This is a genomic window from Rhizobium sp. BK456 (assembly GCF_014194045.1).
Lineage (GTDB): Bacteria > Pseudomonadota > Alphaproteobacteria > Rhizobiales > Rhizobiaceae > Rhizobium > Rhizobium redzepovicii.
The window spans coordinates 15980-42886 of record NZ_JACIAO010000021.1 but is presented as its reverse complement, the minus strand read 5'-3'; the positions used below and the strand labels follow the sequence as shown (position 1 = coordinate 42886).

Here is a 26907-nt window from a genome sequence, read left to right as displayed (position 1 = left end):
CGATATCTATGCCGGCCCGTCGACGCGTTACTGTCCGGCCGGGGTCTATGAATGGGTGGAGAAGGACGGGCAGGAGACCTTCGTCATCAACGCCCAGAACTGCGTCCACTGCAAGACCTGCGACATCAAGGACCCCAACCAGAACATCAACTGGGTGCCGCCGCAGGGCGGCGAGGGGCCGGTATATCCGAATATGTGAGGCGGATTATCCCCACCGCCGACAATTTTTAGGTGCTGCCGCCTTCGTGGTCACTTGCTGCGGGCTGCCGTTAGCCGTTCGTTAACCATAATTTCCTTAGCTTGCGACATCTTGTTGACGCACTAAGGACACATTTCATGACGATCTCCCGCCGGGGCTTTCTGATCGCTCTGCCGCTTTTTGTCGCCGGCTGCTCCTCGACCGGCCTCAACAGCCAGACGAATTACGCCGCACTTCCGGATGAAAAATTCCCGTTGAAGCAGGTGCCGATCGACAAGATCAAGCCGGAGCTCCGCCGCCAGGAAGTGGCCTATGAAACCACCCATGCAGCGGGCACGGTGATCGTCGATACCCCGGCACGGCGCGCCTACTATGTCCTCGGCGACGGCCGGGCGGTGCGCTACGGCGTCGGTGTTGGCCGCGAGGGGTTGGCCTTTGCCGGCAACGCCTATATCGGCCGCAAGGCGGAATGGCCGAGCTGGACGCCCACCGAAAACATGCAGCGTCGCGAAGAGCGCTATCGCAAACTCGCTGGCGGCATGCCGGGCGGCCCGAACAATCCGCTCGGCGCACGTGCCATGTATCTCTATCGCGGCGGCGGCGACACGCATTTCCGCATTCACGGCACCAACCAGCCGCAATCAATCGGTCTCGCCATGTCGAGCGGCTGTATCCGCATGATGAACCATGACGTGATCGACCTCTATAGCCGTGTCGAAGTCGGCGCCAGGGTCGTCGTCATCCAGGCCTGAGCGGTCCAAATCAGTTTCATTGAAAGAGCCGCCGCAGCGATGGCTGTCGGCGACTTTCGACTTTGTTAGGTCCGGCTGGCGGTCAGCGGTGCCGGGCGGCGATCCCGGTGGAAAGTGCCACGCCGATGCCGGTGATCACGGCGGCGCTGATTTCCGTTAGCCCGATCGGTTCGCCAAGCAGGAAGCCACCGCCCAGCGTCGCCAGCACCGGTGTCAGCGCCGTGAAGGCGGCGGCCTGTGTTCCCCCGAGTGTTCTGACGGCGGTGCCGTAGGCGACCATGGCGACGAGGCCGGAAAGAACGCCCTGGCTTAGCACCTGCAGGCCGATTTCCGGGAGAGGCGCCTGCGGCAGGGAGATGCCGAAGATGAGGGCAAGCACGCCCATGATCAGGAAGGACCAGACGGCGATTAGCGCGCTTGCCTGCACGGCCGTCAGGCCCGAGCGGCGGAAGGCATGCGTATAGCTCGCCCACAGAAAAGCGCCGGCCGGGAGCAGCAGGAAGCTCGTCCATGGCAGCGAGGCATCCGCGAGGCTGTGCGTGAGCAGGATCAGCACGCCGGCGACGATCGCGGCGAGCCCGGCGATGCGGGTGGTGTCGGGTCTTTCGCCAAACAGGGTTATACCGATCAGCGCCGCAGCGAGCGGCATCGAGCCGCCGAGCAGAATGCCCGAAGAGGCAGCCGGCGTCGAATGAATTGCCAGCGTGGTCAGCAGGAAGAAGACGGCGCCCGAGCCGGACACCATGATCGCCAGCAGATGCAGCGGCACGGACTTCGGCAGCAGCCCGGTCTTCAGCCAGACCGGCGACAGCACTAGTGCGGGAATTCCGAAGCGGATTAGCCCGATGTCGATCGAGCCGAGCGGCGTTGCGGCGCTGTGGCGGGTGACAAGAAACCATGTCGCCCAGATCAGTACGGTAACGGTGCCGCCGGCATAACCCAGTGCCTGCGATGGCGACTTGTCGTTCGTAAATGCAATCGTGCTCATCGTCCTGTCCCTTCCTTCATCCGGAGCGTTCCGGTCGAGGAGAAGATTAGTTCGAGAGGGCAGGGCATGTCCTTGCTATCTCTGGCTCAAAAATCATGCTACGCGCAATCTTCTGCCAAACGACGCCAACGGGGATCGCGAAAATGCCAAATCTCGATAAATTCGATATCGCCATACTGAAGTGCCTGCAGGAGGATGCGCGGGCGACCAATGTCGAGATCGCCGAGAAGGTGAACCTTTCGCCGTCGCCCTGCCTGCGCCGCATCCGCAATCTCGAACGCTCCGGCATCATCCGCGGCTACACGGCCGATATCGACCGCAAGGAAGTCGGGCTCGGCCTGACCGTCTTCGTCGAGTTCAAGGTCGTTCATCACAGCCGCGAGAATTCCGAGGCGCAGCAGAAGGCGTTGCTCGCCATCCCCGAAATCGTCTCCTGCTTCCTGATTTCGGGCACCGCCGATTTCCTCGCCGAAGTGGTGGTGGAGGATCTTGCCGCCTACGAGCGGCTTCTGACGGAAACGCTTCTGACGCTCCCGAATGTCAGCGACATCCGCTCGAACTTCGCCATCCGCAGCATCAAGACACACGGACCGTTGAAGCTGCCCGAGGGAAGATGATTTCCCAATAGTTTTTCTCGCTAATAAAAACCCCTCCCCACAAGCGGGAGGGACTAATCTGGGGCACCGTCTCGCTCCCCACCAAGGGTCAATATTTGGGATGCGGGTGCGGCAGTTTAAGCCCCTCCCCTTGTGGGCAGGGGTTGGCGAGGGGTCTTGGGTGCTACAGCAGCGTCCCGCTGAGGATGAGCAGCGCCACCGAGAAGTAGATGACGAGCCCGGTGACATCGACGAGCGTGGCGACGAAGGGGGCTGAGGCGCTCGCCGGATCGAGCCGGAGCTTCTGCAGCACGAAAGGCAGCATCGAGCCGCAGATCGAGCCGAAGGTGACGATCCCGATCAGGGCGGCAAACACCGTGATGGCGACCATCTGCCAGTGCGGGCCGTAGTCGTAGAGCCCGGCCGACTGCCAGAAGACGATGCGCGTGAAGCCGACGAGGCCGAGGATCGCGCCGAGTACGATGCCTGTGGGAAGTTCGCGCAGCAGCACCTTCCACCAGTCCGAAAGCTTCAGCTCGCCGAGCGCCAAGGCCCGGATGATCAGCGAGGTCGCCTGCGAACCTGAATTGCCGCCCGAGCTCATGATCAGCGGGATGAACAACGTCAGCACCACGGCCCTTTCCAGCTCGCCTTCGAAATGCTGCATGGCGCTTGCCGTCAGCATCTCGCCGAGGAACAGGGCGGCGAGCCAGCCGGCGCGCTTGCGGATCATGCCGGCGAAGCCGATCTTCATATAGGGCTGGCCGAGCGCCTCCATGCCGCCGAACCTCTGGGCCGCTTCCGTCGTGTCTGAGATCATCGTGTCAATCACATCGTCGACGGTGACGATGCCGAGCATCTGCCCGTGCTCGTCGGTCACCGGCAGGGCGAGCAGGTCGTGTTTGCGGATCAGCCGGGCGACATCCTCCTGCTTCATCAGCGGATCGGCCGAAACCGGCGTGCCCTTCTGCGCCACCGTGAGGATGGAAGCATCAGGCTCGCCGGTGATGAGGCGGCGCAGCGTCACCACATGCATCAGCGCATGGCTGATCTCGTCGAGCACATAGATCGCATAGACGGTCTCGCGCGAGCGTTCGACCTGGCGCACATGGTCGAGTGTCTGGGCGACCGTCCAGTTCATCGGCACGCTGACGAACTCCGTCGTCATGATGCCGCCGGCCGTGCGCGGCGGATAGCCCATCAGGTGCTGGATCGCGATGCGCACCGGTTCGTCGAGGCTAGCAAACAGCCGGGCGCGGGTCTCGCCGTCGAGTTCGAGCAGCACGTCGGCGACACGGTCGTTGGACATGCCATGCAGCAGCCGTGCGGCATCCTCGGCACTGACCAGCGCCAGGATCTGCGCGGCGTTGCGAAGCTCCGGCCGGTCGAGAATATTGACGGCATAGTCGAGCGGCATGCCGGTCAGCACACGGCCGGCGTCCTGGACGGCAAGCGCGTTCAACGCATCGACGCGTTCGGCGATCGTTGCACCGCGGCTGTTGTTGATGAAGGCACGGGCGGCATGGCCTGCCCGAAGTGGGAAGCGATTGATGTTCATTGAGGCTCGCCTTTCCGTCGATCCGCCGTAGCGTCCCGAACGGGCGAGCCGACAGGAGTCGGTCAGCGCACGAGGGCCGCGTACGGCAAAGGCAATCGACTGCTACTGTCGCTTGGCATCTGAGTGATGGCTCCGTTAAAATCGGTGGAAGACAAGTGTCATCCACGTGTCATGCTAGGTGGTCCCGAACGCGGAATAAGTCAAGCGGGAGAAATGCTTAACGCCAGAATGTCGCACCTCGCGATGCAACATTCCAAGAGAGGTATTTGCACGGGCGACCGGGTCTCAGAACCCGGCAAGCACCGCCTTGCCCTTCATCCGGCCCGTTTCAACCATCGCATGCGCTTTCTTCAGGTTCGCCGCATTGATGGGGCCAATGGTTTCGGAAAGTGTCGTGCGGATCTTGCCGGCGTCGACGAGCTCGGAAATCCTGTTCAACAGCCTGTGCTGCTCGATCATGTCGGGCGTTTCGAAGAGCGGACGGGTAAACATCAGCTCCCAGTGGATAGAGGCGCTCTTGCGCATGAAGGGCACGACATCGAGGGTCTTCGGATTGTCGATCAACGCGAAGCGGCCCTGCGGCGCGATGACTTCGACGATGTCGCTGATATGGAGATCGGTGTTCGTCGTCGAGAAGATGAAGCCCGGGGCGCCGATGCCGAGCGCTGCCACCTGCGGTGCGATCGGGCTGGAATGGTCGATGACGTGATGGGCGCCGAGATCCTTCACCCAGTCCTGCGTTTCACGCCGCGACGCCGTGGCAATGACGGTGAGATCGGTCAGCACCCGAGCGATCTGAATGGCGATCGAGCCGACCCCGCCGGCGCCGCCGATGATGAGGATGGAGCGCGCCGCACCCGAAACCGGATCTTGCACCTTCAGCCGATCGAACAGCGCCTCATAGGCGGTGATCGTGGTCAGCGGCAGCGCTGCAGCGGCGGCGAAATCGAGGCTCTTCGGCTTGGCGCCGACGATGCGCTCGTCGACGAGATGGAATTCGGCATTCGTGCCGGGGCGGGCGAGGGCGCCCGAATAGAACACTTGGTCGCCGAGCTTGAACAGGGTGACGTCGGCGCCGACGGCCTTCACGATGCCGGCGGCATCCCAGCCCAATACCCTTGGCTCGTCCGTGGGCGGCGCCACATGAGCGCGGATTTTGACATCGGCTGGATTGACGGAAACGGCCTTGATCTCGACCAGCAGGTCGTGGCCTCGGGCTTCCGGTATCGGCAGCTCGATATCGATCAGCGAGGTTTCGGCGGTAATGGGTTGTGGGCTATTGTACGCAACGGCGCGCATGGCAAACTCCTGTGTTCTTTGCACGGAGGCTAGATGCGCACTATGCTGAAACAGCGCAAGAATGCACAAATTCTGTACATAGTACCAAAAAGGATACTGTAAAAATGTCGTTGCCCCGCGCCAAATTCATCAAGAATTTCCCCGGTTGCCCTGTGGAGGCGACGCTGGGTTTTCTCGACGGCAAATGGAAGGGGGTGATCCTCTTTCACCTGATGCAGGGCACGCTGCGCTTCAATGAACTGCGCCGCAAGCTGCCGGCCGTCACCCAGCGCATGCTGACCAAGCAACTGCGGGAACTGGAACAGTCCGGGCTGGTGTCGCGCACCGTCTATCCCGTCGTGCCGCCGCATGTCGATTATGCCATGACGCCGCTCGGCATGACGCTGAAGCCGGTCGTCGACGCGCTCGCCGCCTGGGGCGACGATTACGTCTTCTGCAGCCCTGAAGGGCGTGAGCTGCGCATGGCGTCAGACGGGCTCTATGCGCCGGCGCGGCGCTCCAGCCGTGCGGAGGCGGCGAAGACGAACAGGCCGAGGAAGGAAAGTGCTGCGCCTACATAGCCGGTTGCGGCAAAACCGTAACCCCAGGCGATGACGAGGCCGCCGAGCCAGGCGCCGATCGCATTGGCGATATTGAAGGCGGAATGGTTGGAGGCGGCGGCAAGCGTCTGCGCGTCGGCGGCGACATCCATCAGCCGCGTCTGCAGCGCCGGGCCGGCGGCAAAACCGCAGCCGACCAGGAAGACCGAGAGGCCGAGCATATAGGGATTGGCGGCGGTCAGCGAGAAGGTGGTCAGCACGACGATATTATAGACGAGCGAGCCGCCGATCGTGCCGAGCAGCGATTTGTCGGCAAGCCAGGAGCCAATGAAATTGCCGGCATTCATGCCGACGCCGAACAGTACCAGCATGATCGGGACGGCCGTTTCCGGCAGCATCGCCACCTGAGTGGTCGTCGAGGCGATATAGCTGAACATTGCAAACATGCCGCCGTAACCGACGGCGGCGATGCCGAGCGTCAGCCATACCTGCGGCCGGCGGAAGGCGCCGAGTTCGCGCAGGAAGCTTGCCTCTTCGGAAACCCTGTCCTGGGGAACGTAGAACCAGATCAGCACTACCGTCAGCAGGCCGAGCATGCCGACGGAGAAGAATGCGATCTGCCAGTCGAGCGACTGGCCGAAGAATGTCGTCAAGGGCGTGCCGAGAAGTGTCGCGACGGTCAGGCCGAGCATGACGCGGCCGACGGCCCGCGCGCGGCGATGCACCGGCACCATCGAGGCGGCGACCAGCGCCGCGACGCCGAAATAGGCGCCATGCGGCAGGCCGCTGACGAAGCGCAGCAGCGTGAAGGTTTCGAAGGTCGGCGCCATGGCGCTGGATATATTGCCGGCGGCAAAGATCAGCATCAGCGTCAGGAGCAGCGTTCGGCGCGCCATTTTCGCGGCGAGCACGGCGATAACGGGCGCGCCGATGACGACGCCGAGCGCATAGGCGCTGATGACGTAGCCGGCCTGCGGCGTCGTCACCGAGAAGGTGTCGGCGACATTCGGCAGCAGCCCCATGATCGCGAATTCGCCGGTGCCGATGCCGAAGCCGCCGCAGGCGAGCGCCAGCTGAACCAGGGCGACGGTCGTTGCCGATGGCAGCTCGTCATCCGGCTGGCTTTCGATGGAATCATTGATGGCGATCTCACTCATGAGCGCTCCTCGGGACGGTCGCTGCTTGGCATTGGCCTCAGGCGCAAGCGCGGCCGCGAGGCGATCGTGGTCTATGGCGGGAAGTGGAGACGATCTCTCCGATATCTGATCTATCCGTGATGTACCGGCAGGCGTCGAGTGCATTTTTCGCAGTGCAGCGTCCTGCTATGTGCATATGTCCGTTGCAATATTTGCAATTCAGTCATTCCTTCGGAAAGGCGGTTGTGCTTGAAATCGCCGATGCCGCAACCATCTCAAGGCAAAGGCAGGAACAATTCCGCGCCAGGGACGGGAGCCCTTATGAAGCTTGTAGGCTTTTTCAATCGCGACGGCGGCACCTTCAGGACCACCGATATGCTGGCCTACGAAAAGAGGGCGGAGGAGGCGTTCCGCGACGCGGGGCATGATTTCGACGCCATCGTCTTCTCCGGAAAGGAGATCATTCCCGCCATGGAGCGGGCGGCCAAGCGTGACGATATCGACGGCATCGTCGCCGGCGGCGGCGACGGCACGATTTCGGCCGCGGCATCGATCGCCTGGAAAAACGGCATTGCGCTCGGCGTCGTGCCGGCCGGCACTATGAACCTTTTTGCCCGCTCGCTGCGTGTGCCGCTCGATATCTGGCAGGCGCTCGATGTGCTTGCCACCGGCGAGATCGACAATGTAGATATTGCCAGCGCCAACGGACGCCCCTTCATCCACCAGTTTTCCGCCGGCCTGCACGCCCGCATGGTGCGCTACCGCAACGCCTACAGCTATCGTTCCCGCCTGGGCAAGATCCGGGCGAGCACGAAGGCGGCTTTGGGTGTCGTGTTCAATCCGCCGGAATTCGAAGTCGAGTTCGAGGCGGCCGGCATGCGGGAGCGCCGCTGGGTGTCGGCAATCTCGGTCTCCAACAATCCTTTCGGCGAGAATGCGCTGCTCTACGCCGATAATCTCAGAACCGGCGAACTCGGCTTCTATACGGCAAATCCGCTAAAGCCCCTCGGTGTCGCCCGCCTCGCCATCGACATGCTGCGCGGCAAGGTCCGCGAGAATGCCGACGTCATGGTGATGCACCCGGCCGAAGTGCAACTGCATTTCCCGAAACTGCGCTCCAAGGCCAATTGCGTGATGGACGGCGAACTGCTGCCGCTTGAACGCAATGTCTCGATCCGGCTGCATCCGGGCGAATTGAAGGTTATGGTCAAGCAGGGCCTGGCAGCGCAGGTGGATGAGGCCGAACGGCGCGAGCCCGCCGCGTAAGTCGGCCGCGGCGCAAGTTTTAGAGCCGCGGGAGATAGGTTTGGTAATCGAAATCCGAGACGGTGCGCAGATGCGCGAGTGCTTCCTTGCGCTTGGTGTCGCCATAAAGCGCCTGATAGCGTGCGCCGAAGGTATCGGCGATGAAGGGCGAGGTGCGGAAGGTCTCGACCGCGCTGAGGAAATCATGGGTCAGCCGTGTCGTCTCGGCAGGCGTGTGGGCGGGCGTCGTCTCCTCGCCGGGATCGAGTTCGCCGTCGAGGCCAAGCAGCATGCCGCCGAGGATCGCCGCCAGCAGCAGATAGGGATTGGCGTCGGCGCCGGCGACGCGGTGCTCGATGCGGGCGGCCGGCCCGTCCTTGTCGGGTATGCGGATCGCCGTGCCGCGATGGCCGTTGCCCCAGGTCAGATCGACAGGTGCAAACGAGCCCGGCTGGAAGCGGCGATAGGAATTGGCGAAGGGGGCGAAGACCAGTTGCGCTGCGCGCATCGTGTCGAGCAGGCCTGCCGTGACCGATTTCAGCCGCGTCGGCTCGCCGCCCTTGGCGTCGAGGATGTTGCGGCCTTGGCTGTCGATGACGCTTGCATGCACATGCAGGCCGGAGCCGGCATGGTCGGAATAGGGCTTGGCCATGCAGGTCGATTTCAGCCCGTGGCGGCGCGCCGCCTGCTCGGCGATGCGCTTGAGGTAGAGGCAATCGTCGGCGGCCGCCAGTGCATCGGGGCGATGCAGCAGGTTGACCTCGAACTGGCCGGGGCCGAATTCCGCCGTCGTTGCATCCGCAGGCAGTCCCTGCGCCTTCGCATAGGCCCTCAGCATCTTGAGATAGCCGTCGAGCGCATCGACTGCGCTCATGTCGTAGAGCTGGAAACCGTTCGGCTCGCCACGATAGGTGAGGCTTTCAGGCGGGGAAGGGCGCCCGGTTTCGCGCCAGTCGCCGGACATCACGTAGAATTCCAGCTCGGTGGCGACGACAGGCGTCAGCCCGCGCGCCGCATAGCGCTCGACCACCGAAGCGAGGATGGCGCGCGGATCCATGAAGCTCGGGCTGCCGTCGAATTCATGCATGGTGGCAAGCACCTGCATCGAGCCTTCGGGCGCCCAGGGCATCGGCGCCAGGCTGCGCCTGTCGGGGATGACCTTGCCGTCCGGATCGCCGATCGTCAGCGACAGGCCGGTGATGTCGTCATTGTCGTCGCCCCAGATGTCGAGCGATTGCGTCGAGGTCGGCAGGCGGATTTCGCCGGCCCAGACCTTGCCTTCGGCGCCTGATGGAAGCTGCTTGCCGCGCAGATCGCCGTTCATGCCGACGATCAGGATTTCGAAACGTGGGTCGCCGCCCTCGGTCTTGCCGTCCATCCTGCCGCTCGCCATGACCTTGAAAATCCTCCGGGACAAGGCCAAGCTCCTATCCCATCGATAGCAGCCTTTCAATCCGCGAGGGTCCTCACCTTATGCCCGATACTTCCCCACCCCCGAACCTTGAGGCGATCGACGCCGCGCATCACCTGCATCCCTTCGCCGACATGAAGAAGCTGAATGCCGATGGCACGCGCATCATCCAGCGCGGCGAGGGCGTCCATATCTTCGACAATCACGGCAGGAAATATCTCGACGGCTTTGCCGGCCTCTGGTGCGTCAATATCGGCTATGGTCGCCGGGAAATCACCGAGGCCGTCGCACGGCAGATGAACGAGCTGTCCTATTACAACACCTTCTTCGGCACGAGTTCGGCGCCGGCGACGCTGCTGGCGCAGAAAGTCACCGCCCATGCCGGGCCGCGTTTCAACCACATCTTCTTCACCGGCTCCGGCTCGGAGGCGAACGACACCTGGTTCCGCATGGCCCGTGTTTACTGGAGCGCCGTCGGCAAGCCGTCGAAGAAGATCGTCATCGCGAGAAAGAACGGCTATCACGGTTCGACCGTCGCCGGCGCCAGCCTTGGCGGCATGAAATATATGCACGAGCAAGGCGACCTGCCGATCCCGGGCATTGTCCATATCGGCCAGCCTTACTGGTACGGCGAGGGCGGCGATCTCTCGCCTGATGAATTCGGCCTCAAGGTCGCCCGCGAGCTCGAAGCGAAGATCGACGAACTGGGCGAAGAGAACGTCGCGGCCTTCGTCGCCGAGCCGGTGCAAGGCGCTGCCGGCGTCATCATCCCGCCCGAGACCTATTGGCCGGAGATTGACCGCATCTGCAAGGCGCGCAATATCCTGTTGGTAACCGACGAGGTGATCTGCGGTTTTGGCCGGTTGGGCGCCTGGTTCGGCCACCAGCATTTCGGCGTCGAGCCGGATCTCGCGCCGATCGCCAAGGGGCTGTCCTCCGGCTACCTGCCGATCGGCGGCGTCCTCGTCAGCGACCGCATCGCCGATGTGCTGATCAACGAGGTCGGCGAGTTCAATCACGGCTTCACCTATTCCGGCCATCCGGTCTGTGCGGCCGCCGCCCTCGAAAACCTGTGCATCATCGAGGAGGAGAAACTGGTCGAACGCGTGCGCGACGATATCGGCCCCTATTTCGGCAGGGCTTGGGCGGCGCTCGTTGATCATGATCTCGTCGGTGAGGCCGTCAGCATCGGCCTGATGGGCGCCCTGCAGCTTGCCGCCGACAAAAGCACCCGCGCCCGTTTTGAAAAACCCGATCAGGTCGGGGCGCTGGTGCGCAACCACGCGCTCGCCAACGGCCTCGTGCTGCGCGCCACCGGCGACCGCATGCTCGCCTCGCCACCGCTCGTCATCAGCCATGCGGAGGTGGACGAGATGGCAAGGATTACCAGGCTGGCGCTGGATTTGGCCTGGAAGGAGCTGAAATCCTGATTTCGCTCAGTTCAGCTGGTTGATCCAGGCATAGCCGAAACGGTAGCTGTCGTCGCCGCGCCTGTAGAAATAGGGCACGTCGATCACCAATCCCTCAGGTGCGGATGCGCCGAGATTGGCTTGGAGCCATTGCGCCATATCAGGCGGGAGTGCTTCGCTGCCGCCCTTAGGCGGTATCAGCCAGACGAGGAGAAGTGGTCGCCGGCCGGTCAGATCGGGGTTGAAACCGGGATAATCGACGGAGAGGACCGGCACGCCGGGAATATCCTGCCTGAGATTGCCGGCAAGCAGGCTGTCGCCGGCGAGGATCGCCGTCGGCTCGGCCTGTTTTCGCAAGCTTTCCAGCATCGTGGCATAGGGCCTGTTCAATCGTTCGTAATGACCGGAAAAGCGTGCCGCCGCGACGCTGGCGTAAAGGGCGGCCGGTACGCCGATCATGATGATGGCGACGGCGACCATGAAACGCCTGAACGCCCTACCTGTCGTGACGCCGGCGGCCTCGATCTTCAAGCAGAAATAGAGCGGCAGGATGAAGAGCATCGGTACCAGCCAGCGATCCTTGATGCCGGCCGCGCCGCCGAAGACGATCAGAAAGAGAATGCCGATGAGGAAGACGAGCATCATCCGCTCGATGAGCTGCGTCCATTCCGAGCCGGCGGTGAGCGCCGGGCGAAGAGCGTTGCCGAAGACGATGGCGAAGACCGCCACGGTCAATCCGGCAAAGCTGATGATGGCCAGAGCAAGCGAGCTGACACCCATGGTGACCTGCATGAAATAGCTCGCATCACCGCTCGCGGTCATCTTCTCCAGCGTGCGGGCGGTGGCGAAATCGAGATTGTCCTTCAGCCAGAAGAGATGCGGCAGGACGATGATAAGCGCCACGACAGCGGTCAGTAGCAGCCGCCGGTCGAAGATGCGCGGCCGCAGACGCGCATCCGCCAGCGCGGCAATCAGCGCTGCCGCCGGCAGGATTGCGAAATTATATTTGGCCAGCAGGCCGAAACCGATGCCGATGCCGGCGATCAGATAGGAAGCAAGGCCCGGCTGCTTCAGGCTGCGGATGAAGCCGTAGAAGAAGATGCTGGCCGAGAAGAATACCGCGACTGTATGCGTCAGGTCGCGCTGCATCTCGAAAACCATCTGCGGGATGGTCAGCAGCCCCAGCGTCGATATCGCCACCAGCGCCCTGTCGCGCAGGACGAGCCGTGCGGTCAAGCCGTACAGCAGATAGGAGATGAACAGCAGAAGGTTCTTGACCACCGAAAGTGCGGCAAGCGACACGCCTGTAAATTGGAAGACGGTGTATTGCAGCCAGTTGTAGAAGGGCGGCTGCGGGCCGTAGCCGGCGGCAAGCCATTGCGAGCGGAAGGCCTGTTCGGCCTCGTCGAGATCGAGCGAATGCGAGGTCGCCAGCCGCACGCCGATCTGAAGCACGAAATAGGCGGCCAGCAGGACGAAAATCCAGCGGATGTCGCGGCTGTCGGTTTCGGTCATCTATCTGGTCCCCGGCTGAACCCAGGCATAGCCCAGCGCGAAATTATCGCCCTGGCGGCCGAAATAATAGGGAAGCGACAGCGAGCCGATCTCCTGCGACGCAATGCCCGCCGTTGCCAGTGCCGACGAAAACCGTTCCGGCATGACCGCATCGGCGGCCGTCGCCGTCTTCTTGCCGCGCCAGACGACCAGCACCGGTCCCTTCGCCTCGGCATAGGCGGGAATGCCCGGTGCCGGAAAATCCGGGATGATCACCGGCACATCGGGAAATTGCAGCCGCATGTTTCCGCCGATATAGGTGTCCGAGGCGATCACCAGCGCCGGTTCCGCCTGCCGCGTCATCTCGCGGGAAAGGCCCGCCATCGGCACGTTCGGCCTCGCGTAGACGCCGAACAGGCCGGCGCCGACGACACGCAGGCCGAGCGCGATCAGCACGCAAGCCATCAGCACGGGCAGCACCGGCCGGAGGCGGCGCAGCCCCGCGGAAAGGTCGATGCCGGCAGCCTGCATCTTCGCCAGGAAATAGATCGGCAGCACCAGCAGGAACGGGTCGAGCCAGCGCTCGCGCACGGTGGTGGAACCGGTGAAGAGCACGATGAGAACGATGCCGGCAAGGCTTGCGAGCATCATCCGCTCGATCATCCGGGTCCAGCGGTTGCCGGCCGAAACGGCACGAACAAAATCCGGGCGGAAAGCGGCGGCGAAGATTGCGACCGGCAGGGCCGCAAAGGCGATGATGGCGACGACAAAGGCGATGAGGCCTTTGCCGGCTCGCGCGATGCCGGCCGGTTCGTTGCCGGCGGCCATCTTCACCAGAGTATCGGAGGATGCGAATGCGAGATTGTCCCGCAGCCAGATCGCGTGCGGCAGGATGATGACGAGCGCGACGGCGATCGCCGCCAGCATGCGCCAGTCGATCGCCCTGCGCCGCCATTCGGCATCCGGGAGTATGGCGATCAAGGCAGCGGCCGGCATCAGCGCGAAATTATATTTCGAGATCAGCCCGATGCCCGTGGCAAGCCCGAGCAGCAGATAGCTGCCGATAGCGGGCCGGTCGAGCGCGCGGAAGAAGCCGTAGAGAAACAATGCGCTGGCAAAGAGCAGCGCCGTCGTGTGGGTCAGATCCTGCTGGGCCATAAAGGAGACCTGGGGCAACGTGATCAGCGCCAGCATGCCGATGGCGGCAAGCGCCTGATCCTTTAAGACTTCGCGCCCGGCAAGGCCGTAAAAAAGGTAGCACAGGAAGAGCAGGATGTTCTTCGGCACGATCAGCGCGCCGATCGACATGCCCGTCACAGAAACGACGGCATATTGCATCCAGTTGTAGAAGGGCGGCTGTGGGCCGTAGCCCGCCAGCAGATATTGCGAGAAGAAGGATTGCTCTGCCTCGTCGAGCTCCAGCGAATGCGGAAGCGCGATGCGCAGCACGATGTTGAGCACGAAATAGGCCGCAAGCAGCAGGCCCGCGGTTTTGATCGTCCTCGTCGCGCGCTCCAGCATCGTGCTGCCGGCTTAGGCTTGGCTTCGATCGTCGAAGATCTGCCGCACGATATAGTTCGGCGAGGCATCGTCGCGGTAGTAAGTGCGCGCGATCATCTCCGCCAGGATGCCGGTTGTGATCATCTGCACCGACGACAGCAGCAGCACGACGCCGACCATCAGCATCGGGCGCGTGCCGATATCGTTGCCCATGATGAACTTGTCGAAGCCGAGATAGAGGAGGATCAGCATGGCGACCGCGCCGAGGCCAAGTCCCAGCGAGCCGAAGAAATGCCCGGGCCGGGCCTTGTAGCGCATGAAGAACATCACCGACAACAGGTCGAGGATGACGCGGAAGGTGCGCGAGATACCGTATTTCGAAACGCCGTGCTCGCGGGCATGGTGGGTGACGGCCATCTCTCCGATGCGCGAGCTCGGGACGACGCCCGCCACCCAGGCCGGGATGAAGCGGTGCATTTCGCCCATCAGCTTCACCTGCTTGATGATCGAGGCACGATAGATCTTCAGGCTGCAGCCGTAATCGTGCAGCTTGACGCCGGTGATGCGGCCGATCAGGTAGTTGGCGCACCAGGATGGGATCTTACGCAGGAACAGACCGTCCTTGCGGTTCTTGCGCCATCCCACCAGGAGGTCGAGTTCACGCCGTTCCAATTCGGCGACCATCGAAGGAATGTCCTTCGGATCGTTCTGCAGGTCGCCGTCCATCGTTGCAATCAGGCGGCCCTGGGCGGTGTCGATACCGGCCTGCATGGCGGCGGTCTGGCCGAAATTGCGCTGCAGCTCGACGATCCTGAGCGCCAGCCCTTCGCGTCCGACGAATTTGCGGGCGTTGACGAGCGTCGCATCCGTGCTGCCGTCGTCGATGAGGATCAACTCCCAGTGATGGGGATACCCGGCCATCGCAGCCACGACGCGCTCGACGAGCGGACCGACGCTTTCCTCTTCGTTGAAAATGGGCACGACCAGCGACAGCTCGAGCGATTGTATCGGATCAGTCGTACCGCGCATGGGCTCTACGGTTGTCTGCAACTTTCATCTCCAAAAGGCCGGACGGCCAGGCAATCTTTACTGCCGCCGCCGCGCTTGCGGAAGGCTAGTACATGAAGTGTCCACCGGTTGCCAGCGGACAATGCCGGTTTCCCCGCAATCGGCCGACCTGTGGGAACGCTATTTCGCGCCCCCCTCCACCCAGGAATAACCGATGGAGAAACTGCGTTTGCCGTCACCGAAGAGATAGGGCAGCGTCAACGTGTTCAACTCCTGCAGATGAATGCCCGATCTCACCAGATCGTTGGCAAAGCCGGGGGAAATTGTCGGGTCATCTGCGGTCTCGCCGCGCCAGATAACCAGCACCGGCCCCTTCGCCGTCGCATATTCGGGAACCCCGGAACCCGGGAAGAACGGTATCACCACCGGAACATCGGGTAGTTGAAGCTTCATATTGCCGGCGACGAACTTGGTTCCAGCCACGATGAGAACCGGCTTGCGGGTCGCGGTCAGTTCGGCGACGTAGCCGGCGAAGGGGACGTTCGTTCTCGTATAGGTGCCGATGTATTGAATGCCGATGATCCGGAAGAGAAGGATCGACAGGATGATCACCATGAACACCGGTACGACGGGGCGGAAGCGCGCAAGGCCGGCGGAAAGATCGACATCTGCGGTTTTCAGTTTCAGGAACAGATAGATCGGCAGGACGAGCAGGCAGGGGTCGAGCCAGCGCTCGTGAATATCGCTTGCGCCGGCGACGAGGATCACGCCGACGAAAGCGAGCAGGCTGACGAGCATCATCCGCTCGATCACCCGGATCATCGGGCTGGACGAGGACAGCGCGCGAAAGAAATCCCGCCGAAAGGCGGCGGCAAGCAGAACGATCGGCAATGCGACGAAGCCGAGCACGGCGATGAGGAGAGATAATAGTCCTTGTCCGATACGGGGGATGCCTGCAGGCGCCACATGTTCGGCGGTCATCCGCTCCAGTGTCGGCGCAGAGGCGCTGAGGAGATTGTCGGGCAGCCAGAGCGCATGCGGCAGCACGATCAGGATGGCGACGACGGTCGCCGGCAGCAAGCGCCAGTCGATGAGGCGGCTGCGCCACTCACGGTCCGGCAGCACGGCGATGAGCGCTGAGGCCGGCAGGATGGCGAAATTATATTTCGAGATCAGCCCGATGCCGGTGGCGATGCCGATGACCAGGAAGCTTGTAATCGTCGGCTGGCGCAGTGTACGGAAAAAACCGAAGAGGAAGAGCGAGGTCGCAAACAAGAGCGCGACGGTATGTGTCAATTCGCGCTGCGCCATCAGACCCACCTGCGGCAGCGTAATCAGGCTCAGCATGGCGACGGCTGCGAGCGAACGGTTCTTCAGCACCTCGCGGGCGGCAAGCCCATAGAATACATAGCAGCCGAAGAGAATGATGTTCTTCGGGACCGAGAGCACCCACATCGATATGCCGGTCACCGAAACGATGGCATATTGGATCCAGTTGTAGAACGGCGGTTGCGGGCCGTAGCCTGCAAGCAGGTATTGCGAATAGAAGGATTGCTCGGCCTCGTCGAGATCGAGCGTATGCGGCAAGGCGATGCGAAGCGCGATATTGAGCAGGAAATAGGCTGCCAGAAAAAGGCTTGCGCTCGGAATGTTTCTGGTAATCCGCTCCAACATCGATCTCCGCGTCAAGCCGGCAAGGCGAGTGATTTAGCGGTCAGCGCTCGGATCGTCGGCGGGGAAGCGTGTTCGCTGCCATCGCCCATCAACTCCGCCGTTGTGCGCAACCGTCATTTCTCCTAAAAGGCCTGGCGAACGGGGCCGATGCCGACGCCAAGCGAGGAATGCCTACTACATGAAGAGTTCGATCGTTGAAAGCCGGCAATCCTGGTTTATGCGCAATCGCATGACGGTGCTGACGGTCGTCATTGTCGCAGCCTATGCCCTCTTCATCCAATGGTTCTGGGGTTGGCCCGTCATTATCCGGCAGTGGGCCGATGTCGGCGCCGGCCCGGTGATCGGCGCGCTGGTGCTGTTGACGAGCACCTATTTCCTGCGCACCTGGCGCATCTATGACTACTTTCCGAAGGAGACGGCCGGCCGGTTCGCCGTCCTCTTCCGCGTCACGCAGATCCACAACCTGTTGAACATCATGCTGCCCTTCCGCACCGGCGAGACCAGCTTTCCACTGCTGATGCGCTCGGAGTTCGGCATTCCGCTGACGCGTGCAACTTCGGCACTCCTCGTCATGCGGCTGCTCGACCTGCACGCGCTTGTCGCTGCCGCCGGCATCGGTTTTGCCGTCGCCTCCGCCGATCCGATCGTTGCCTGGTCGCTCTGGACCGGCTTTCTGCTGCTGCCGGTCGCAGCCTTTGCCGCCCGCAAGCCGCTGCTGCGCCTCGCTGCCAGGCTGCTGCCGGAAAAGGCGCGGAAATTCGTCGCCGAGATCGAAAACGGTTTGCCGCTCGATGCCGTCGCCTTTGCGCGCGCCTGGGCGATGACCATCGTCAACTGGCTGGTAAAGGTCATGGTGCTGGCCTGGGCGCTCGGCCTGATGGGCGTGCTGCCGATAGCGGCAAGCTTCGGCGGCGCGCTCGGCGGCGAGCTTTCCTCCGTGCTGCCGGTCCATGCGCCGGGCGGCGTCGGCACCTATCCGGCCGGCATCACCGCCGGCGCCATTGCTCTCGGGGCTTCGAGCGAGCGGCTGGCCCTGGCCGCGCTCGCCCAGGCCAGCGTCAATGCCCACCTGCTGATCATCGTCTCGGCGCTCACCGGCACGGCGATCTCACTGCCGCTCGGGCGTCGCGGCAAGCTCTGAAATGCGCTTTCTTAAGAAGACCTGCTCCGGCTCCTGCCGGCAGAGCGACAGCGCTTTCTCATAGGCTGCGATCGCCTCCTGCCTCCGGCCAAGGCGGCGCAGGAAATCGGCGCGCGCCGAATGGGCGAGATGATAGGTCTGCAGTTCCCGGCGCTCCAGAATGGCGTCGATCAGTTCCAGCCCCTTCGCCGGCCCCTCCGCCATCGCGATCGCCACGGCGCGGTTGAGTTCGACGATCGGGGAGGGCTGGGCCGTCAGAAGCAGATCGTAGTAGAAGGCGATCCGCCGCCAGTCGGTCTCTTCCGCAACCGGTGCCCTGGCATGCTCGGCGGCGATCGCCGCCTGCAGCGTAAAGCTGCCGATCTCTCCTGCTCTCATTGTTTCGGCAAGCAGCGCCAGGCCTTCCCCAATCTTCGCATGATCCCAGAGCGAGCGGTCCTGATCGGCAAGCAGCACCAGCGCCCCCCGCTCGCTGCTGCGGGCGGTGCGGCGGGACTCCTGCAGCAGCATCAGCGCCAGCAGGCCGGAGACGTCGGGATGCGGCAGCAGCGCCAGAAGCAGCCGTGCCAGACGGATTGCCTCTGCGGTCAGGTCGGCACGGACCACGTCTTCGCCCGAAGAAGCGGAATAGCCCTCGTTGAAGACAAGGTAGATCACGTGCAGAACCTGCTCGAGCCGCTGCGGCAGCGCCTCGTGGCCCGGCACCTCGTAGGGGATCTTCTCAGCCCGAATCCTGCCTTTGGCGCGGACGATCCGCTGGGCAATCGTCGGTGCCGGCACGAGGAAGGCATGGGCGATTTCTTCGGTGGTCAGTCCGCAGATTTCCCGAAGCGCCATTGCCATCTGCGCATCGGCAGGAATGGCGGGATGGCAGCAGGTGAAAATCAGCCGTAGCATGTCGTCCTCGATCGGTTCCATGTCGCTGATGTAAGTTGCCTCGGGCGTGTAGAGGCTGTCCTCGATGTGGTGCTGCGAAGCATCGAAACGCGCCCGCCGCCGGATCGTGTCGATTGCCTTGAAGCGGCCCGCCGAGACCAGCCAGGCGAAGGGGTTGCCGGGAATGCCATCCGCCGGCCATGTCTTGGCGGCCGCGGCAAAGGCGTCGTGGAGCGCTTCCTCGGCCCGGTCGAAATCGCCGAGCAGGCGGATCAGCGTCGCCAGCACCCGGCGCGACTGTGTTCGGTAGATCTCGTCGATCACGTTTTCCAATCTGGCACCTCAGTCCGGCAGCGTCAGCATCCGCACGGGCCGCAGTTCGACCGCGCCGAAGCGCGCCGAGGGGATCCGCCCGGCAATTTCTCTTGCCGCCGCCATGTCAGGCGCCTCGATGACGTAGAAGCCGGCCAGATGTTCCTTCGTCTCGACATAAGGGCCGTCGGTCACAGACAGCGCACTGTTTCGCACACGCAGCACGGTCGCCTTGTCGGGCATCTCTAGCGCATCGGCATGGATCATGATGCCGTCGCGGCGCAGTTCCTCGTCGAAGGCGAAATGCGCTTTGATAAGGTCATCGGTTTCATCAGGTGTCAGCGTGCCGTCGGTATCGGCGCAATTGTAGATCAGGCAGATGTAGCGCATGCCTATCTCCCATCCTGAATGGAATAGGCCGGGCGCACTTCGATCGAGCAATATTTGAGGATGGGAAAACTGGAGGCGATGGTCTTCGCCTCCTCGATATTCTCGGCTTCGATCAACACAAAACCGCCGAGATGCTCTTTGATCTCGGCAAACGGTCCATCGGTCGCGGAGACTTCGCCATTGTGCAGACGGACCGTGATCGCCATTGACGGCTCATGCAAGGCGAACGCCGCTTGCAGATGACCGCTGTCGCGCCAGCGATTGTCGCTGGCGATGCATTCCTGTGTGAGCGCATCCCATTCGCTCTGAGGGACCAGCTTGCTTTTTTCCGTGTCGAACCAGATCTGGCATAAAAACTTCATTGGTACCTCCTCATTGAGCTGCGAATTCGTGAATGGGCCGCACCTCGATCGCGCCGAGCCTGGCAAGCGGGATGCCGGCGGCAATGCGGATCGCGTCGTTGAGGTCCTTGGCCTCGATCAGGATGAAGCCGCCGAGCGCCTCCTTGGTCTCGACGAAGGGACCGTCCGTGACCGACATTTCGCCGCTGCGCACCCGGACCGTCACCGCCGATTTCGGCTGCTGCAGCGCCTGGGCGACGATCATATTCCCGCTTTCGGCGAGATCCTTGTCGTAGTTCAGCGAATTCGCGTCGAGCTCGGCCTTCTCTTCTTTCGTCATGGCGTCGAGTATCGCGCCGTCGAACCACACCTGACAGAGATATTTCATCGCAGGCAGCCTCCTTTGCCGTGTTCCATACCCCTGGACGAACGACCTCCGTACATTTCGACAGCGGCGGAAAAAAATCTTTGTGCCGGTCAGGTGTCGAAATCGCAAGGCAGCACTCGACAAGGCTTCATCGAAACCTGTCGAGGAGAACTGAAATGAGCATTCTTGAAATCGCGCTGGCAAGCCAGATCTGGGCACGCCGCCATGAAAAGCGTCAGCCTAAGTTCGATGAAAGCGACGGTCTGAAGATTCTCCAGCGCACCGCTTTCGCCTTCATCGCCTTCACCCTGCTGATATCAGGGCTGAATGCCGCCGCCGGCAGACCGCAGATGCTTGCGGACCACCCAGCACCTGTCGTGGCGGGACGGTGAGGAAACCGCCTATTGGAAGGCGGTTTCGAAGAAGCTGCGCAGTTTGCGTGAATGCAGCGCTTCCGTCGGCATGGCGGCGAGCTTCTGCACGGCGCGGATGCCGATCTGCAGATGCTGGTTGACCTGCGTGCGGTAGAAGGCGGTCGCCATGCCCGGCAGCTTCAATTCGCCGTGCAGCGGCTTGTCGGAGACACAGAGCAGCGTGCCGTAGGGCACGCGGAAGCGGAAGCCGTTGGCGGCGATCGTCGCCGACTCCATGTCGAGCGCGATGGCGCGCGCCTGCGAGAGCCGCTTCACCGGCCCGCGCTGGTCGCGCAGTTCCCAGTTGCGGTTGTCGATGGTGCCGACGGTGCCGGTGCGCATGATGCGTTTCAGCTCGAAGCCCTCGTAGCCGGTGATTTCGGCAACGGCTGCCTCCAGCGCCACCTGCACTTCGGCGAGCGCCGGGATAGGCACCCAGACCGGCAGGTCGTCATCGAGCACATGGTCTTCGCGCATATAGGCATGGGCAAGCACGTAGTCGCCCAGCCGCTGGCTGTTGCGCAGACCGGCGCAGTGGCCGAGCATCAGCCAGGCATGCGGGCGCAGCACCGCGACGTGGTCGGTGATCGTCTTGGCGTTGGAGGGGCCGACGCCGATATTGATCATAGTGATCCCGGCATGCCCCTTCTTCTTCAGATGGTAGGCCGGCATCTGCGGCAGGCGGGCGAGTGCCGCATCCGTTTCCGGCGCGCTCGAGCCCGGCAGGGTGACGATGTTGCCGGGCTCGACGAAGGCGGTGTAGCCGTCGCCGCCCTCCGCCATCAGCTTGCGCGCCCAGCTGCAGAATTCATCGATATAGAACTGGTAGTTCGTAAACAGCACGAAATTCTGGAAGTGCTCGGCATGCGTCGCGGTATAATGCGACAGACGGGCGAGCGAATAGTCGATGCGTTGCGCGGTGAACGGCGCAAGCGGCGAGGGCTCTCCCGGCGGCGGGATATATTCGCCATTGGCGATCTCGTCGTCGGTGGTGTTGAGATCCGGCGTGTCGAAAATATCGCGCATCGGAATGTCGATGAAGGCGTTGGTCGATGCTTCCACATGCGCACCCTCGCCGAAGGCGAAGTGCAAGGGGATCGGCGTCGTCGATTCCGAAACGATGACCGGAACATTGTGGCTCTTCACCAGGAGCGCCAACTGCTCCTTCAAGTAATGTTTGAAGAGCTTCGGCCGGGTGACCGTCGTCGTATAGATGCCCGGTGCCGTGACGTGGCCGTAGGAAAGGCGCGAATCGACGTGGCCGAAGCTTGTCGTCTCGATGCTGACCTGGGGATAGAAAGCACGGTAGCGCGAGGAGATCGGAGCGCCTTGCGCAAGCTCGGTGAAGCTCTTGATCAGGAACGCTGTATTGCGCTCGTAAAGCGCCGTCAGCGCTTCCACCGCCTTGGCGGGATCATCAAAGCTCTGAGGCTGGAAAGGAGGTGGCGAAGATATGTCGAGCGGCGACAAAGGGGAGATTCGTTTGTTCATGACGCATTATAGAGACTTGTTTTTGACAAGCAAACGACGCGCCCCGGCGGAATCTGATTATTTTATCCTCTTTGGTGTCGGATATCGTCAGTGCACCGATGGCGCGCAGAAAGTGCCGTTTCGTTCCAGGCAGGTATAGCTCGCGCCGAAATGCGACTGTGCGCCACCTCCGCCATTATGCACCACCACCGCCGAAAACGTGACAGCGAAGATCGCCGCAAACAGTGTGATAATGCTGAACCGTTTTGCCAGGATATACATGTCCATCGCCGTTCCCCCCGATACGCAACTCTATCGTGACAACAGTTTTGCCATGGGGCGGCTGAATGAGTGCTGAGATACCGGTTCATCCACCGTTCACCTTGCCGGGCACGCTGGGGGCGGGATCGGGAGAGAAGAGGGTTTTTCAGGGCCACGCTCCCACGCGTTAGGCTTTCCCGCGGCGTCCGGGCGAAGGGGCAGAAAGGCCGCGGGAATGCCGGTGCATCGGCATTCCCGCGTCTGATGATCGTTGTTGAACTGCCTGATGCGCTCAGAGCCGCGTCCAGGTCTGTGACTTGCAGAGCACTTTCATCACGCAGCCCTGCATCCTCAGCGAATTGCCGGAAATCTTGCCCGAGCCGCTATAGGTCTTGTCGGCGGCCGGGTCGGTGATCTCCCCGGCATAGCTGCCGCCGGTTCCCGCAAGCGTGCCGATCTTCCGGCCGGCATATTTACCGGTCTTCAACGTCACGCAATAACTGCCGCCGCAGGAGACGATCACTGCCGTGTCGCCGGCGGCTGTTTTCCAGCTGCCGACGATCGGCTCTTCAGCATGGGCGATGCCCGAGATCATTGCGATGGCGCTGGCGAGAACGAAGCTGCGGATCATCTTTTCCTCCATGATGTCCCTGATCGGGCGCGAAATTAACTGACGCGAACGTAAAGGTAAATATGCGTGGTCATTTTCCAGGCTAATGCATGTCGCCCGGCAGTGTGCAGCGGTCCCGGGATAACGACATGCATAAAAACAACAAGCTTTAGCGGCGGAAAAAGCGCCGAGAAACACTCATGCGGCGACCTTTCAAAATTTCGGCTGCTGATTTCATGATGAACGATCCCTTTATTTTCAGATCTGAATCTTTCGTAAAATTCGAGCGAAAATCCTTAAGCTACAAGGCATCTGATGTTTAACAAAAACCCAAATTTACCAAGCATTTGCACTTTGTTTGTCTAGAATTAATCATGCATTTTAGGCGTTTTTTGAAAGCCGTTCGGCATAGTGAAGCCATCAAACGAGCGGGGCAAACCCGCCGGACCGCAAGGGCCGCAAGCCGCGATAGACGGCAAGGCCCGGAGGTAAAACAGGGTAAGTCATAAACAGGCTAACAGGGATAAAACCGATGGCACGCTTTGAAATGCACAATGCTGAAACGGCCACCATGGGTGGCGACAACAGCGCCGATGTCTTCTGTGAAATGGGTCTGATGTATGCGACCGGCCGCGGCTGCGAAGTCGATCTGGTCGCAGCCCACAAATGGCTGAACATCGCCGCAATCAAGGGCAACGATCGCGCCGCCGAGCTTCGTGCGGATGTGGCCGCCGCCATGGACAAGATGCAGATCGTGGCGGCGCTGCGCGCCGCCCGCGAATGGATGACGGTCCACTGAACCTGTCCTGCCGACCCGGCGGGAATGGATATAAGAACCTCGGAAAGAGGGGAGCCGGCAGGGCGCTTTCGATGGGCCCGACGCCAGGAGAACGGAACCGCGGCCGGATCCTCCACCGGCCGCGGTTCTGCTGTTTTACATCAACTGTAAGAGCATGATGTCGCCCGAAAACCGCTGACACTTTTCGGCATCATGCTCTATCAGCCGATCTGTTTCAGCACCTGCGGCAGCGCGTCTTCGAACAGCGCCATATCCGCCTCCGGCCCGACGCTGACGCGAATGCAGCGATTGAGTGGCGCCACGCCGGGCATGCGGATGAAGACGCCGCGTTCCATCAGCCCGTCGACGATCGCCCGCGCATAGGCGCCATCGCGGCCGGCGTCGATCGCCACGAAATTCGTAGCCGAGGGCAGGGGCTCAAACCCGTTTGCCCGGGCGATGCCGCCGATCCGCTCCCGCGCCGCCTGGATTTTCCCGACTACCTCGGCGAGATAGGCCTGGTCCTTGAGAGCGGCAAGGGCTGCGGCCGTCGCCAGCCGGTTCATGCCGAAATGATTGCGGATCTTGTCGAAAGCCTGCGCCGTCCCGGCCGTCGAAATCACGTAACCGGTGCGTGAGCCGGCCAGTCCGTAGGCCTTGGAGAAGGTGCGGGTGCGAACGACGTTCGGCAGTTCGATCAGCGAGGCGATCGACGGCAGCGCGCTTGCCGGCCCGGTCTCGCTATAGGCCTCGTCGAGTACCATCAGCGTCGTCTCGGGCAGCGCCCGGGCGAAGGCGACGATCCTGTCGGCATCCCACCAGCTTCCCATCGGATTGTCGGGATTGGCGAAATAGACGAGCGGCGCGTTCTCCCGTTTGACGGCATCGAGCAGGCCGTCGAGATCCTCGCGGTCGTTGGCGTAAGGAACGGTCACAAGCCGGCCGCCGAAGCCGGCGACGTGGAAATTGAAGGTCGGATAGGCGCCGAGCGAGGTGACGACCGGCGCGCCGGGCTCGATCACCAGCCGGACGATCTGGCCGAGCAATTCGTCGATGCCGCTGCCGATGGCGATATTGGCAGCGGGGACGCCGAGATGGTCTGCAAGCGCGTGCCGGAGAGCGAAATTCTCCGGGTCATTGTATTTCCAGATATTGCCGGCCTCCTCGCGCATCGCTGCAAACACCGAAGGAGCGGGGCCGAAGCCATTCTCATTGGCGCCGATGCGAGCCGAAACGGCAAACCCGCGCTGGCGCTCGATCGCCTCGGGACCGACGAAGGGAACAGTGGAGGGCAGGGCGCTGGCAAGAGGCGTGAAGCGCGAAAAGGCGGACATGCGAAGGCAGTTTCCCGGATATGTTGACGATCGGCGCAACAATAGGCCCGGCCACCACCGACGCAAGCAACATTATTTCTGCAACCAGCTTGTTGTCGGCCTGTTTTACGCGCGGAAGATCGGCGCCCGCCGGGCGGCGATTGCTTCCATGTTGCCGACAAGGAAATCGGTGCGGACGACGCGGCGCAGAACTTCGGGGTCCATGATATTGATGAACCGCACCCCGATGCGTTCCTTGTGACGGTAGACCTCGGCACAGCCGATCCGGTAGGCGAGGCCGAGAATGTTGAGATAATAATGTTTCGGCAGGCCGGCGGTGGTCGACACGATGAACGTGGCGCCGCCTTGGGAGATATCGATGATCTCGGCGCTTCGCATCGAGACGCCGGTGAGGCATGGACGGACGGCGACGATACGGGCTGGCCGCTTGACGCTGAACTCTTCCCAGCGCAGGTCGTAGACAGCGGATTTGACCGTGGCAAGGTGTGTGGCGCGGAGCATAGACATTCACATTCTCCGTCAGTCAGGACGCATTTGGGGTCTTCATCACAAGCATGCGGGTCTTGATCACAAGCGAGCGGTCTTGATCACGATCAAGCGGGGTCTTGATCACGATCAAGGTCACACGAATGTTTTGCACATTCGTCAAGGATAAAATTACAATTTTAACGAGTTCAAACTTTGTTCCCAAGCGGGACGCCCCGATGTTCATTATCGGGACGCGGGCTTTCAACCGGAGGTCTCGTTTTCAGCCAAGGATTCTGACGGCGAGATATCCGCCGACGGCAGTCACCCCCGTCAGCAACGTGCCCCAGGCCATGTCAATGAGGCTCATCGTGAGCGGCCAGTTGCGGAGCGTTGCGAGATTGGTGATGTCGTAAGTGCCATAGGCCGCCAGTCCCAGAATGGCACCGTGGAGAAGGGCCGTGGCGATCGAGCCCGCTGATAATGCCGGCAGCACGGCAAGCACAACCACCGCGGCGGCAAAGAACAGATAAAACAGCGCGGCGACGGCAAGATTGGGCGAGGGCAGCATCAGCGCTCCCAGCTGGTCGCGATAAAAATTGCGCGCCACCAGTCCAAGCCAGATCCCGTCGCAGACGAGAAGGGTGAGAAAGGTGCCGGCATAAGCAAACAATGCTGTTTTCATCGTTGATCTCCGAACCTGTCTTTCTACGCGGCAACGGCCGATCGGATCGCTGTCCGATCGATTTTGCTGCAATTTTTGCGAACTCTTTCAATGGCCGGGCGTTCTGCCTTGATCGATGAAGCACGGCGCGCTTCGAATGACGACAGCGAGGAGTTGAAAATGACCAACGTCAAAATCCCTTGGGAATCATGGGTCGTGGTCTGCGACGGAGCCAAGGCTCTGATCATGCAGAATGCTGGCGACGCTCAACTGATGAACCTAAAGGTGCTTGAAACCCTGACGCAGCCGAGCGCGCCGGATCGCGAGATGGGCGCCGATAAGCCAGGCCGGACCCATGCCGCAGACGGCTTGAGCGGCAGCGCTGTTGAGGAGACCAGTTGGCAGGACCAGGCCGAAGCCGGATTTTTGAAACAGGTGGCCGAAAAGCTCGATGAGCTGGTGCAGAAGAAGAACGCCCGTCGCATCGTTATCGTTGCACCGCCAAAGGCGCTCGGTACATTGCGGCCGGCGCTTCGTGCCGACACGCAAGCCGCGATCACCGCGGAGGTGGCAAAAGATTATACCAATATGCCGGTGGACGAGATCGAGCGGCATCTCGCTGCTTGAGGGTAAGCCGATCTCCCAGACATCCAAAACAAAGCGATAGGGAAAACGCG

General features: G+C 62.1%; 29 protein-coding genes. 10 read left to right on the top strand and 19 right to left on the bottom strand.

Features of this window, described 5'->3' with window-relative positions; translation table 11 throughout:
* Both FHX03_RS33620 and FHX03_RS33615 read left to right on the top strand, forming a co-directional pair.
* Positions 1 to 199 (top strand): 4Fe-4S dicluster domain-containing protein (locus FHX03_RS33620; protein ID WP_183857499.1); only part of this gene is annotated, 199 nt, incomplete at its 5' end.
* A gap of 137 nt (positions 200 to 336) precedes the next feature.
* Positions 337 to 951, top strand: coding sequence for a L,D-transpeptidase (locus tag FHX03_RS33615; RefSeq protein ID WP_097629477.1), 615 nt, complete (start codon positions 337 to 339; stop codon positions 949 to 951).
* A gap of 82 nt (positions 952 to 1033) precedes the next feature.
* Here FHX03_RS33615 and FHX03_RS33610 read toward each other — a convergent pair whose 3' ends face one another.
* Positions 1034 to 1939, bottom strand: a complete 906-nt coding sequence (locus FHX03_RS33610) for a DMT family transporter (protein ID WP_097629478.1) — start codon at positions 1937 to 1939, stop codon at positions 1034 to 1036.
* Between the two features lie 95 nt (positions 1940 to 2034).
* On the opposite strand from FHX03_RS33610, the gene FHX03_RS33605 reads away from it, so the two are divergent.
* Positions 2035 to 2556 (top strand): Lrp/AsnC family transcriptional regulator, encoded by a 522-nt coding sequence (locus FHX03_RS33605; RefSeq protein WP_179867185.1) that lies wholly within the window; start codon positions 2035 to 2037, stop codon positions 2554 to 2556.
* A gap of 163 nt (positions 2557 to 2719) precedes the next feature.
* On the opposite strand, the gene mgtE is transcribed toward FHX03_RS33605, so the two are convergent.
* Positions 2720 to 4093: a magnesium transporter gene (mgtE, locus tag FHX03_RS33600; protein ID WP_183857497.1), complete on the bottom strand. Its 1374-nt coding sequence runs from the start codon at positions 4091 to 4093 to the stop codon at positions 2720 to 2722.
* A gap of 285 nt (positions 4094 to 4378) precedes the next feature.
* Positions 4379 to 5392: a zinc-binding alcohol dehydrogenase family protein gene (locus FHX03_RS33595; protein WP_097629480.1), complete on the bottom strand. Its 1014-nt coding sequence runs from the start codon at positions 5390 to 5392 to the stop codon at positions 4379 to 4381.
* A gap of 104 nt (positions 5393 to 5496) precedes the next feature.
* Between FHX03_RS33595 and FHX03_RS33590 the strand changes: the two genes are divergently transcribed.
* Positions 5497 to 5952, top strand: a complete 456-nt coding sequence (locus FHX03_RS33590; RefSeq protein ID WP_097629481.1) for a winged helix-turn-helix transcriptional regulator — start codon at positions 5497 to 5499, stop codon at positions 5950 to 5952.
* Here FHX03_RS33590 and FHX03_RS33585 read toward each other — a convergent pair.
* A complete protein-coding gene (locus FHX03_RS33585) occupies positions 5871 to 7088 on the bottom strand; it encodes an MFS transporter (protein WP_131711782.1) in 1218 nt (405 codons plus the stop codon). The genes FHX03_RS33590 and FHX03_RS33585 overlap by 82 nt on opposite strands.
* Before the next feature lie 300 nt (positions 7089 to 7388).
* Here FHX03_RS33585 and FHX03_RS33580 point away from each other — a divergent pair, with 300 nt between their 5' ends.
* A complete protein-coding gene (locus FHX03_RS33580; protein WP_183857496.1) occupies positions 7389 to 8333 on the top strand; it encodes a diacylglycerol/lipid kinase family protein in 945 nt (314 codons plus the stop codon).
* A 19-nt stretch (positions 8334 to 8352) separates the two neighbouring features.
* On the opposite strand, the gene FHX03_RS33575 is transcribed toward FHX03_RS33580, so the two are convergent.
* Positions 8353 to 9705 (bottom strand): glutamine synthetase family protein, encoded by a 1353-nt coding sequence (locus FHX03_RS33575; protein WP_097629484.1) that lies wholly within the window; start codon positions 9703 to 9705, stop codon positions 8353 to 8355.
* 80 nt (positions 9706 to 9785) lie between these two features.
* On the opposite strand from FHX03_RS33575, the gene FHX03_RS33570 reads away from it, so the two are divergent.
* Entirely contained in the window at positions 9786 to 11153 is a 1368-nt protein-coding gene (locus FHX03_RS33570; protein ID WP_183857494.1) for an aspartate aminotransferase family protein, read from the top strand.
* 6 nt (positions 11154 to 11159) lie between these two features.
* Here FHX03_RS33570 and FHX03_RS33565 read toward each other — a convergent pair whose 3' ends face one another.
* The 4 genes from FHX03_RS33565 to FHX03_RS33550 all read right to left on the bottom strand — a co-directional run bounded on the left by FHX03_RS33565 (position 11160) and on the right by FHX03_RS33550 (position 16808).
* The gene (locus FHX03_RS33565; protein ID WP_183857492.1) at positions 11160 to 12647 is read right to left on the bottom strand and encodes an ArnT family glycosyltransferase; all 1488 of its coding nucleotides are present in this window, start codon (positions 12645 to 12647) and stop codon (positions 11160 to 11162) included.
* Positions 12648 to 14147 carry a glycosyltransferase family 39 protein gene (locus FHX03_RS33560; RefSeq protein ID WP_183857490.1) on the bottom strand — a complete coding sequence of 500 codons (1500 nt, stop codon included), beginning with the start codon at positions 14145 to 14147 and terminating at the stop codon, positions 12648 to 12650.
* 12 nt (positions 14148 to 14159) lie between these two features.
* Positions 14160 to 15176, bottom strand: a complete 1017-nt coding sequence (locus FHX03_RS33555) for a glycosyltransferase family 2 protein (protein WP_183857488.1) — start codon at positions 15174 to 15176, stop codon at positions 14160 to 14162.
* Positions 15177 to 15314: 138 nt separating this feature from the next.
* Positions 15315 to 16808: an ArnT family glycosyltransferase gene (locus tag FHX03_RS33550; protein ID WP_183857486.1), complete on the bottom strand. Its 1494-nt coding sequence runs from the start codon at positions 16806 to 16808 to the stop codon at positions 15315 to 15317.
* Between the two features lie 178 nt (positions 16809 to 16986).
* Between FHX03_RS33550 and FHX03_RS33545 the strand changes: the two genes are divergently transcribed.
* Positions 16987 to 17949 (top strand): lysylphosphatidylglycerol synthase domain-containing protein, encoded by a 963-nt coding sequence (locus FHX03_RS33545; RefSeq protein WP_183857483.1) that lies wholly within the window; start codon positions 16987 to 16989, stop codon positions 17947 to 17949.
* Here FHX03_RS33545 and FHX03_RS33540 read toward each other — a convergent pair.
* The 4 genes from FHX03_RS33540 to FHX03_RS33525 are packed head-to-tail and all read right to left on the bottom strand — an operon-like array spanning position 17917 to position 20256.
* On the bottom strand, positions 17917 to 19158 hold the full coding sequence (locus tag FHX03_RS33540) for an RNA polymerase sigma factor (protein WP_183857481.1): 1242 nt from the start codon (positions 19156 to 19158) through the stop codon (positions 17917 to 17919). The two genes, FHX03_RS33545 and FHX03_RS33540, sit on opposite strands and share 33 nt — an antisense overlap.
* Positions 19159 to 19167: 9 nt before the next feature.
* Entirely contained in the window at positions 19168 to 19527 is a 360-nt protein-coding gene (locus FHX03_RS33535; RefSeq protein ID WP_183857479.1) for a YciI family protein, read from the bottom strand.
* Between the two features lie 2 nt (positions 19528 to 19529).
* Positions 19530 to 19889 (bottom strand): YciI family protein, encoded by a 360-nt coding sequence (locus FHX03_RS33530; RefSeq protein ID WP_097629493.1) that lies wholly within the window; start codon positions 19887 to 19889, stop codon positions 19530 to 19532.
* Between the two features lie 10 nt (positions 19890 to 19899).
* On the bottom strand, positions 19900 to 20256 hold the full coding sequence (locus tag FHX03_RS33525; RefSeq protein ID WP_183857477.1) for a YciI family protein: 357 nt from the start codon (positions 20254 to 20256) through the stop codon (positions 19900 to 19902).
* Between the two features lie 155 nt (positions 20257 to 20411).
* Between FHX03_RS33525 and FHX03_RS33520 the strand changes: the two genes are divergently transcribed.
* Positions 20412 to 20627: a hypothetical protein gene (locus FHX03_RS33520; RefSeq protein ID WP_097629495.1), complete on the top strand. Its 216-nt coding sequence runs from the start codon at positions 20412 to 20414 to the stop codon at positions 20625 to 20627.
* Between the two features lie 9 nt (positions 20628 to 20636).
* Here the strand turns inward: FHX03_RS33520 and FHX03_RS33515 are convergent, their stop codons facing one another.
* The 3 genes from FHX03_RS33515 to FHX03_RS33505 all read right to left on the bottom strand — a co-directional run bounded on the left by FHX03_RS33515 (position 20637) and on the right by FHX03_RS33505 (position 23010).
* Entirely contained in the window at positions 20637 to 22139 is a 1503-nt protein-coding gene (locus FHX03_RS33515) for an AMP nucleosidase (RefSeq protein WP_097629496.1), read from the bottom strand.
* An 87-nt stretch (positions 22140 to 22226) separates the two neighbouring features.
* The gene (locus FHX03_RS33510; RefSeq protein ID WP_003587629.1) at positions 22227 to 22406 is read right to left on the bottom strand and encodes a hypothetical protein; all 180 of its coding nucleotides are present in this window, start codon (positions 22404 to 22406) and stop codon (positions 22227 to 22229) included.
* Between the two features lie 265 nt (positions 22407 to 22671).
* Positions 22672 to 23010, bottom strand: a complete 339-nt coding sequence (locus FHX03_RS33505; protein ID WP_097629497.1) for a DUF2147 domain-containing protein — start codon at positions 23008 to 23010, stop codon at positions 22672 to 22674.
* Between the two features lie 511 nt (positions 23011 to 23521).
* On the opposite strand from FHX03_RS33505, the gene FHX03_RS33500 reads away from it, so the two are divergent.
* On the top strand, positions 23522 to 23788 hold the full coding sequence (locus tag FHX03_RS33500; RefSeq protein ID WP_003569238.1) for an SEL1-like repeat protein: 267 nt from the start codon (positions 23522 to 23524) through the stop codon (positions 23786 to 23788).
* A gap of 200 nt (positions 23789 to 23988) precedes the next feature.
* On the opposite strand, the gene FHX03_RS33495 is transcribed toward FHX03_RS33500, so the two are convergent.
* The 3 genes from FHX03_RS33495 to FHX03_RS33485 form a co-directional block, all read right to left on the bottom strand.
* On the bottom strand, positions 23989 to 25101 hold the full coding sequence (locus FHX03_RS33495) for a pyridoxal phosphate-dependent aminotransferase (RefSeq protein ID WP_097629498.1): 1113 nt from the start codon (positions 25099 to 25101) through the stop codon (positions 23989 to 23991).
* Between the two features lie 105 nt (positions 25102 to 25206).
* Complete coding sequence (locus tag FHX03_RS33490; RefSeq protein ID WP_003569234.1) at positions 25207 to 25608, bottom strand: pilus protein PilZ; 402 nt, start codon at positions 25606 to 25608, stop codon at positions 25207 to 25209.
* A gap of 241 nt (positions 25609 to 25849) precedes the next feature.
* Positions 25850 to 26251, bottom strand: a complete 402-nt coding sequence (locus tag FHX03_RS33485) for a DUF2177 family protein (protein WP_097629500.1) — start codon at positions 26249 to 26251, stop codon at positions 25850 to 25852.
* Between the two features lie 159 nt (positions 26252 to 26410).
* On the opposite strand from FHX03_RS33485, the gene FHX03_RS33480 reads away from it, so the two are divergent.
* Positions 26411 to 26857 carry a host attachment protein gene (locus FHX03_RS33480; protein WP_097629514.1) on the top strand — a complete coding sequence of 149 codons (447 nt, stop codon included), beginning with the start codon at positions 26411 to 26413 and terminating at the stop codon, positions 26855 to 26857.
* The last annotated feature ends 50 nt before the right edge of the window (positions 26858 to 26907 follow it).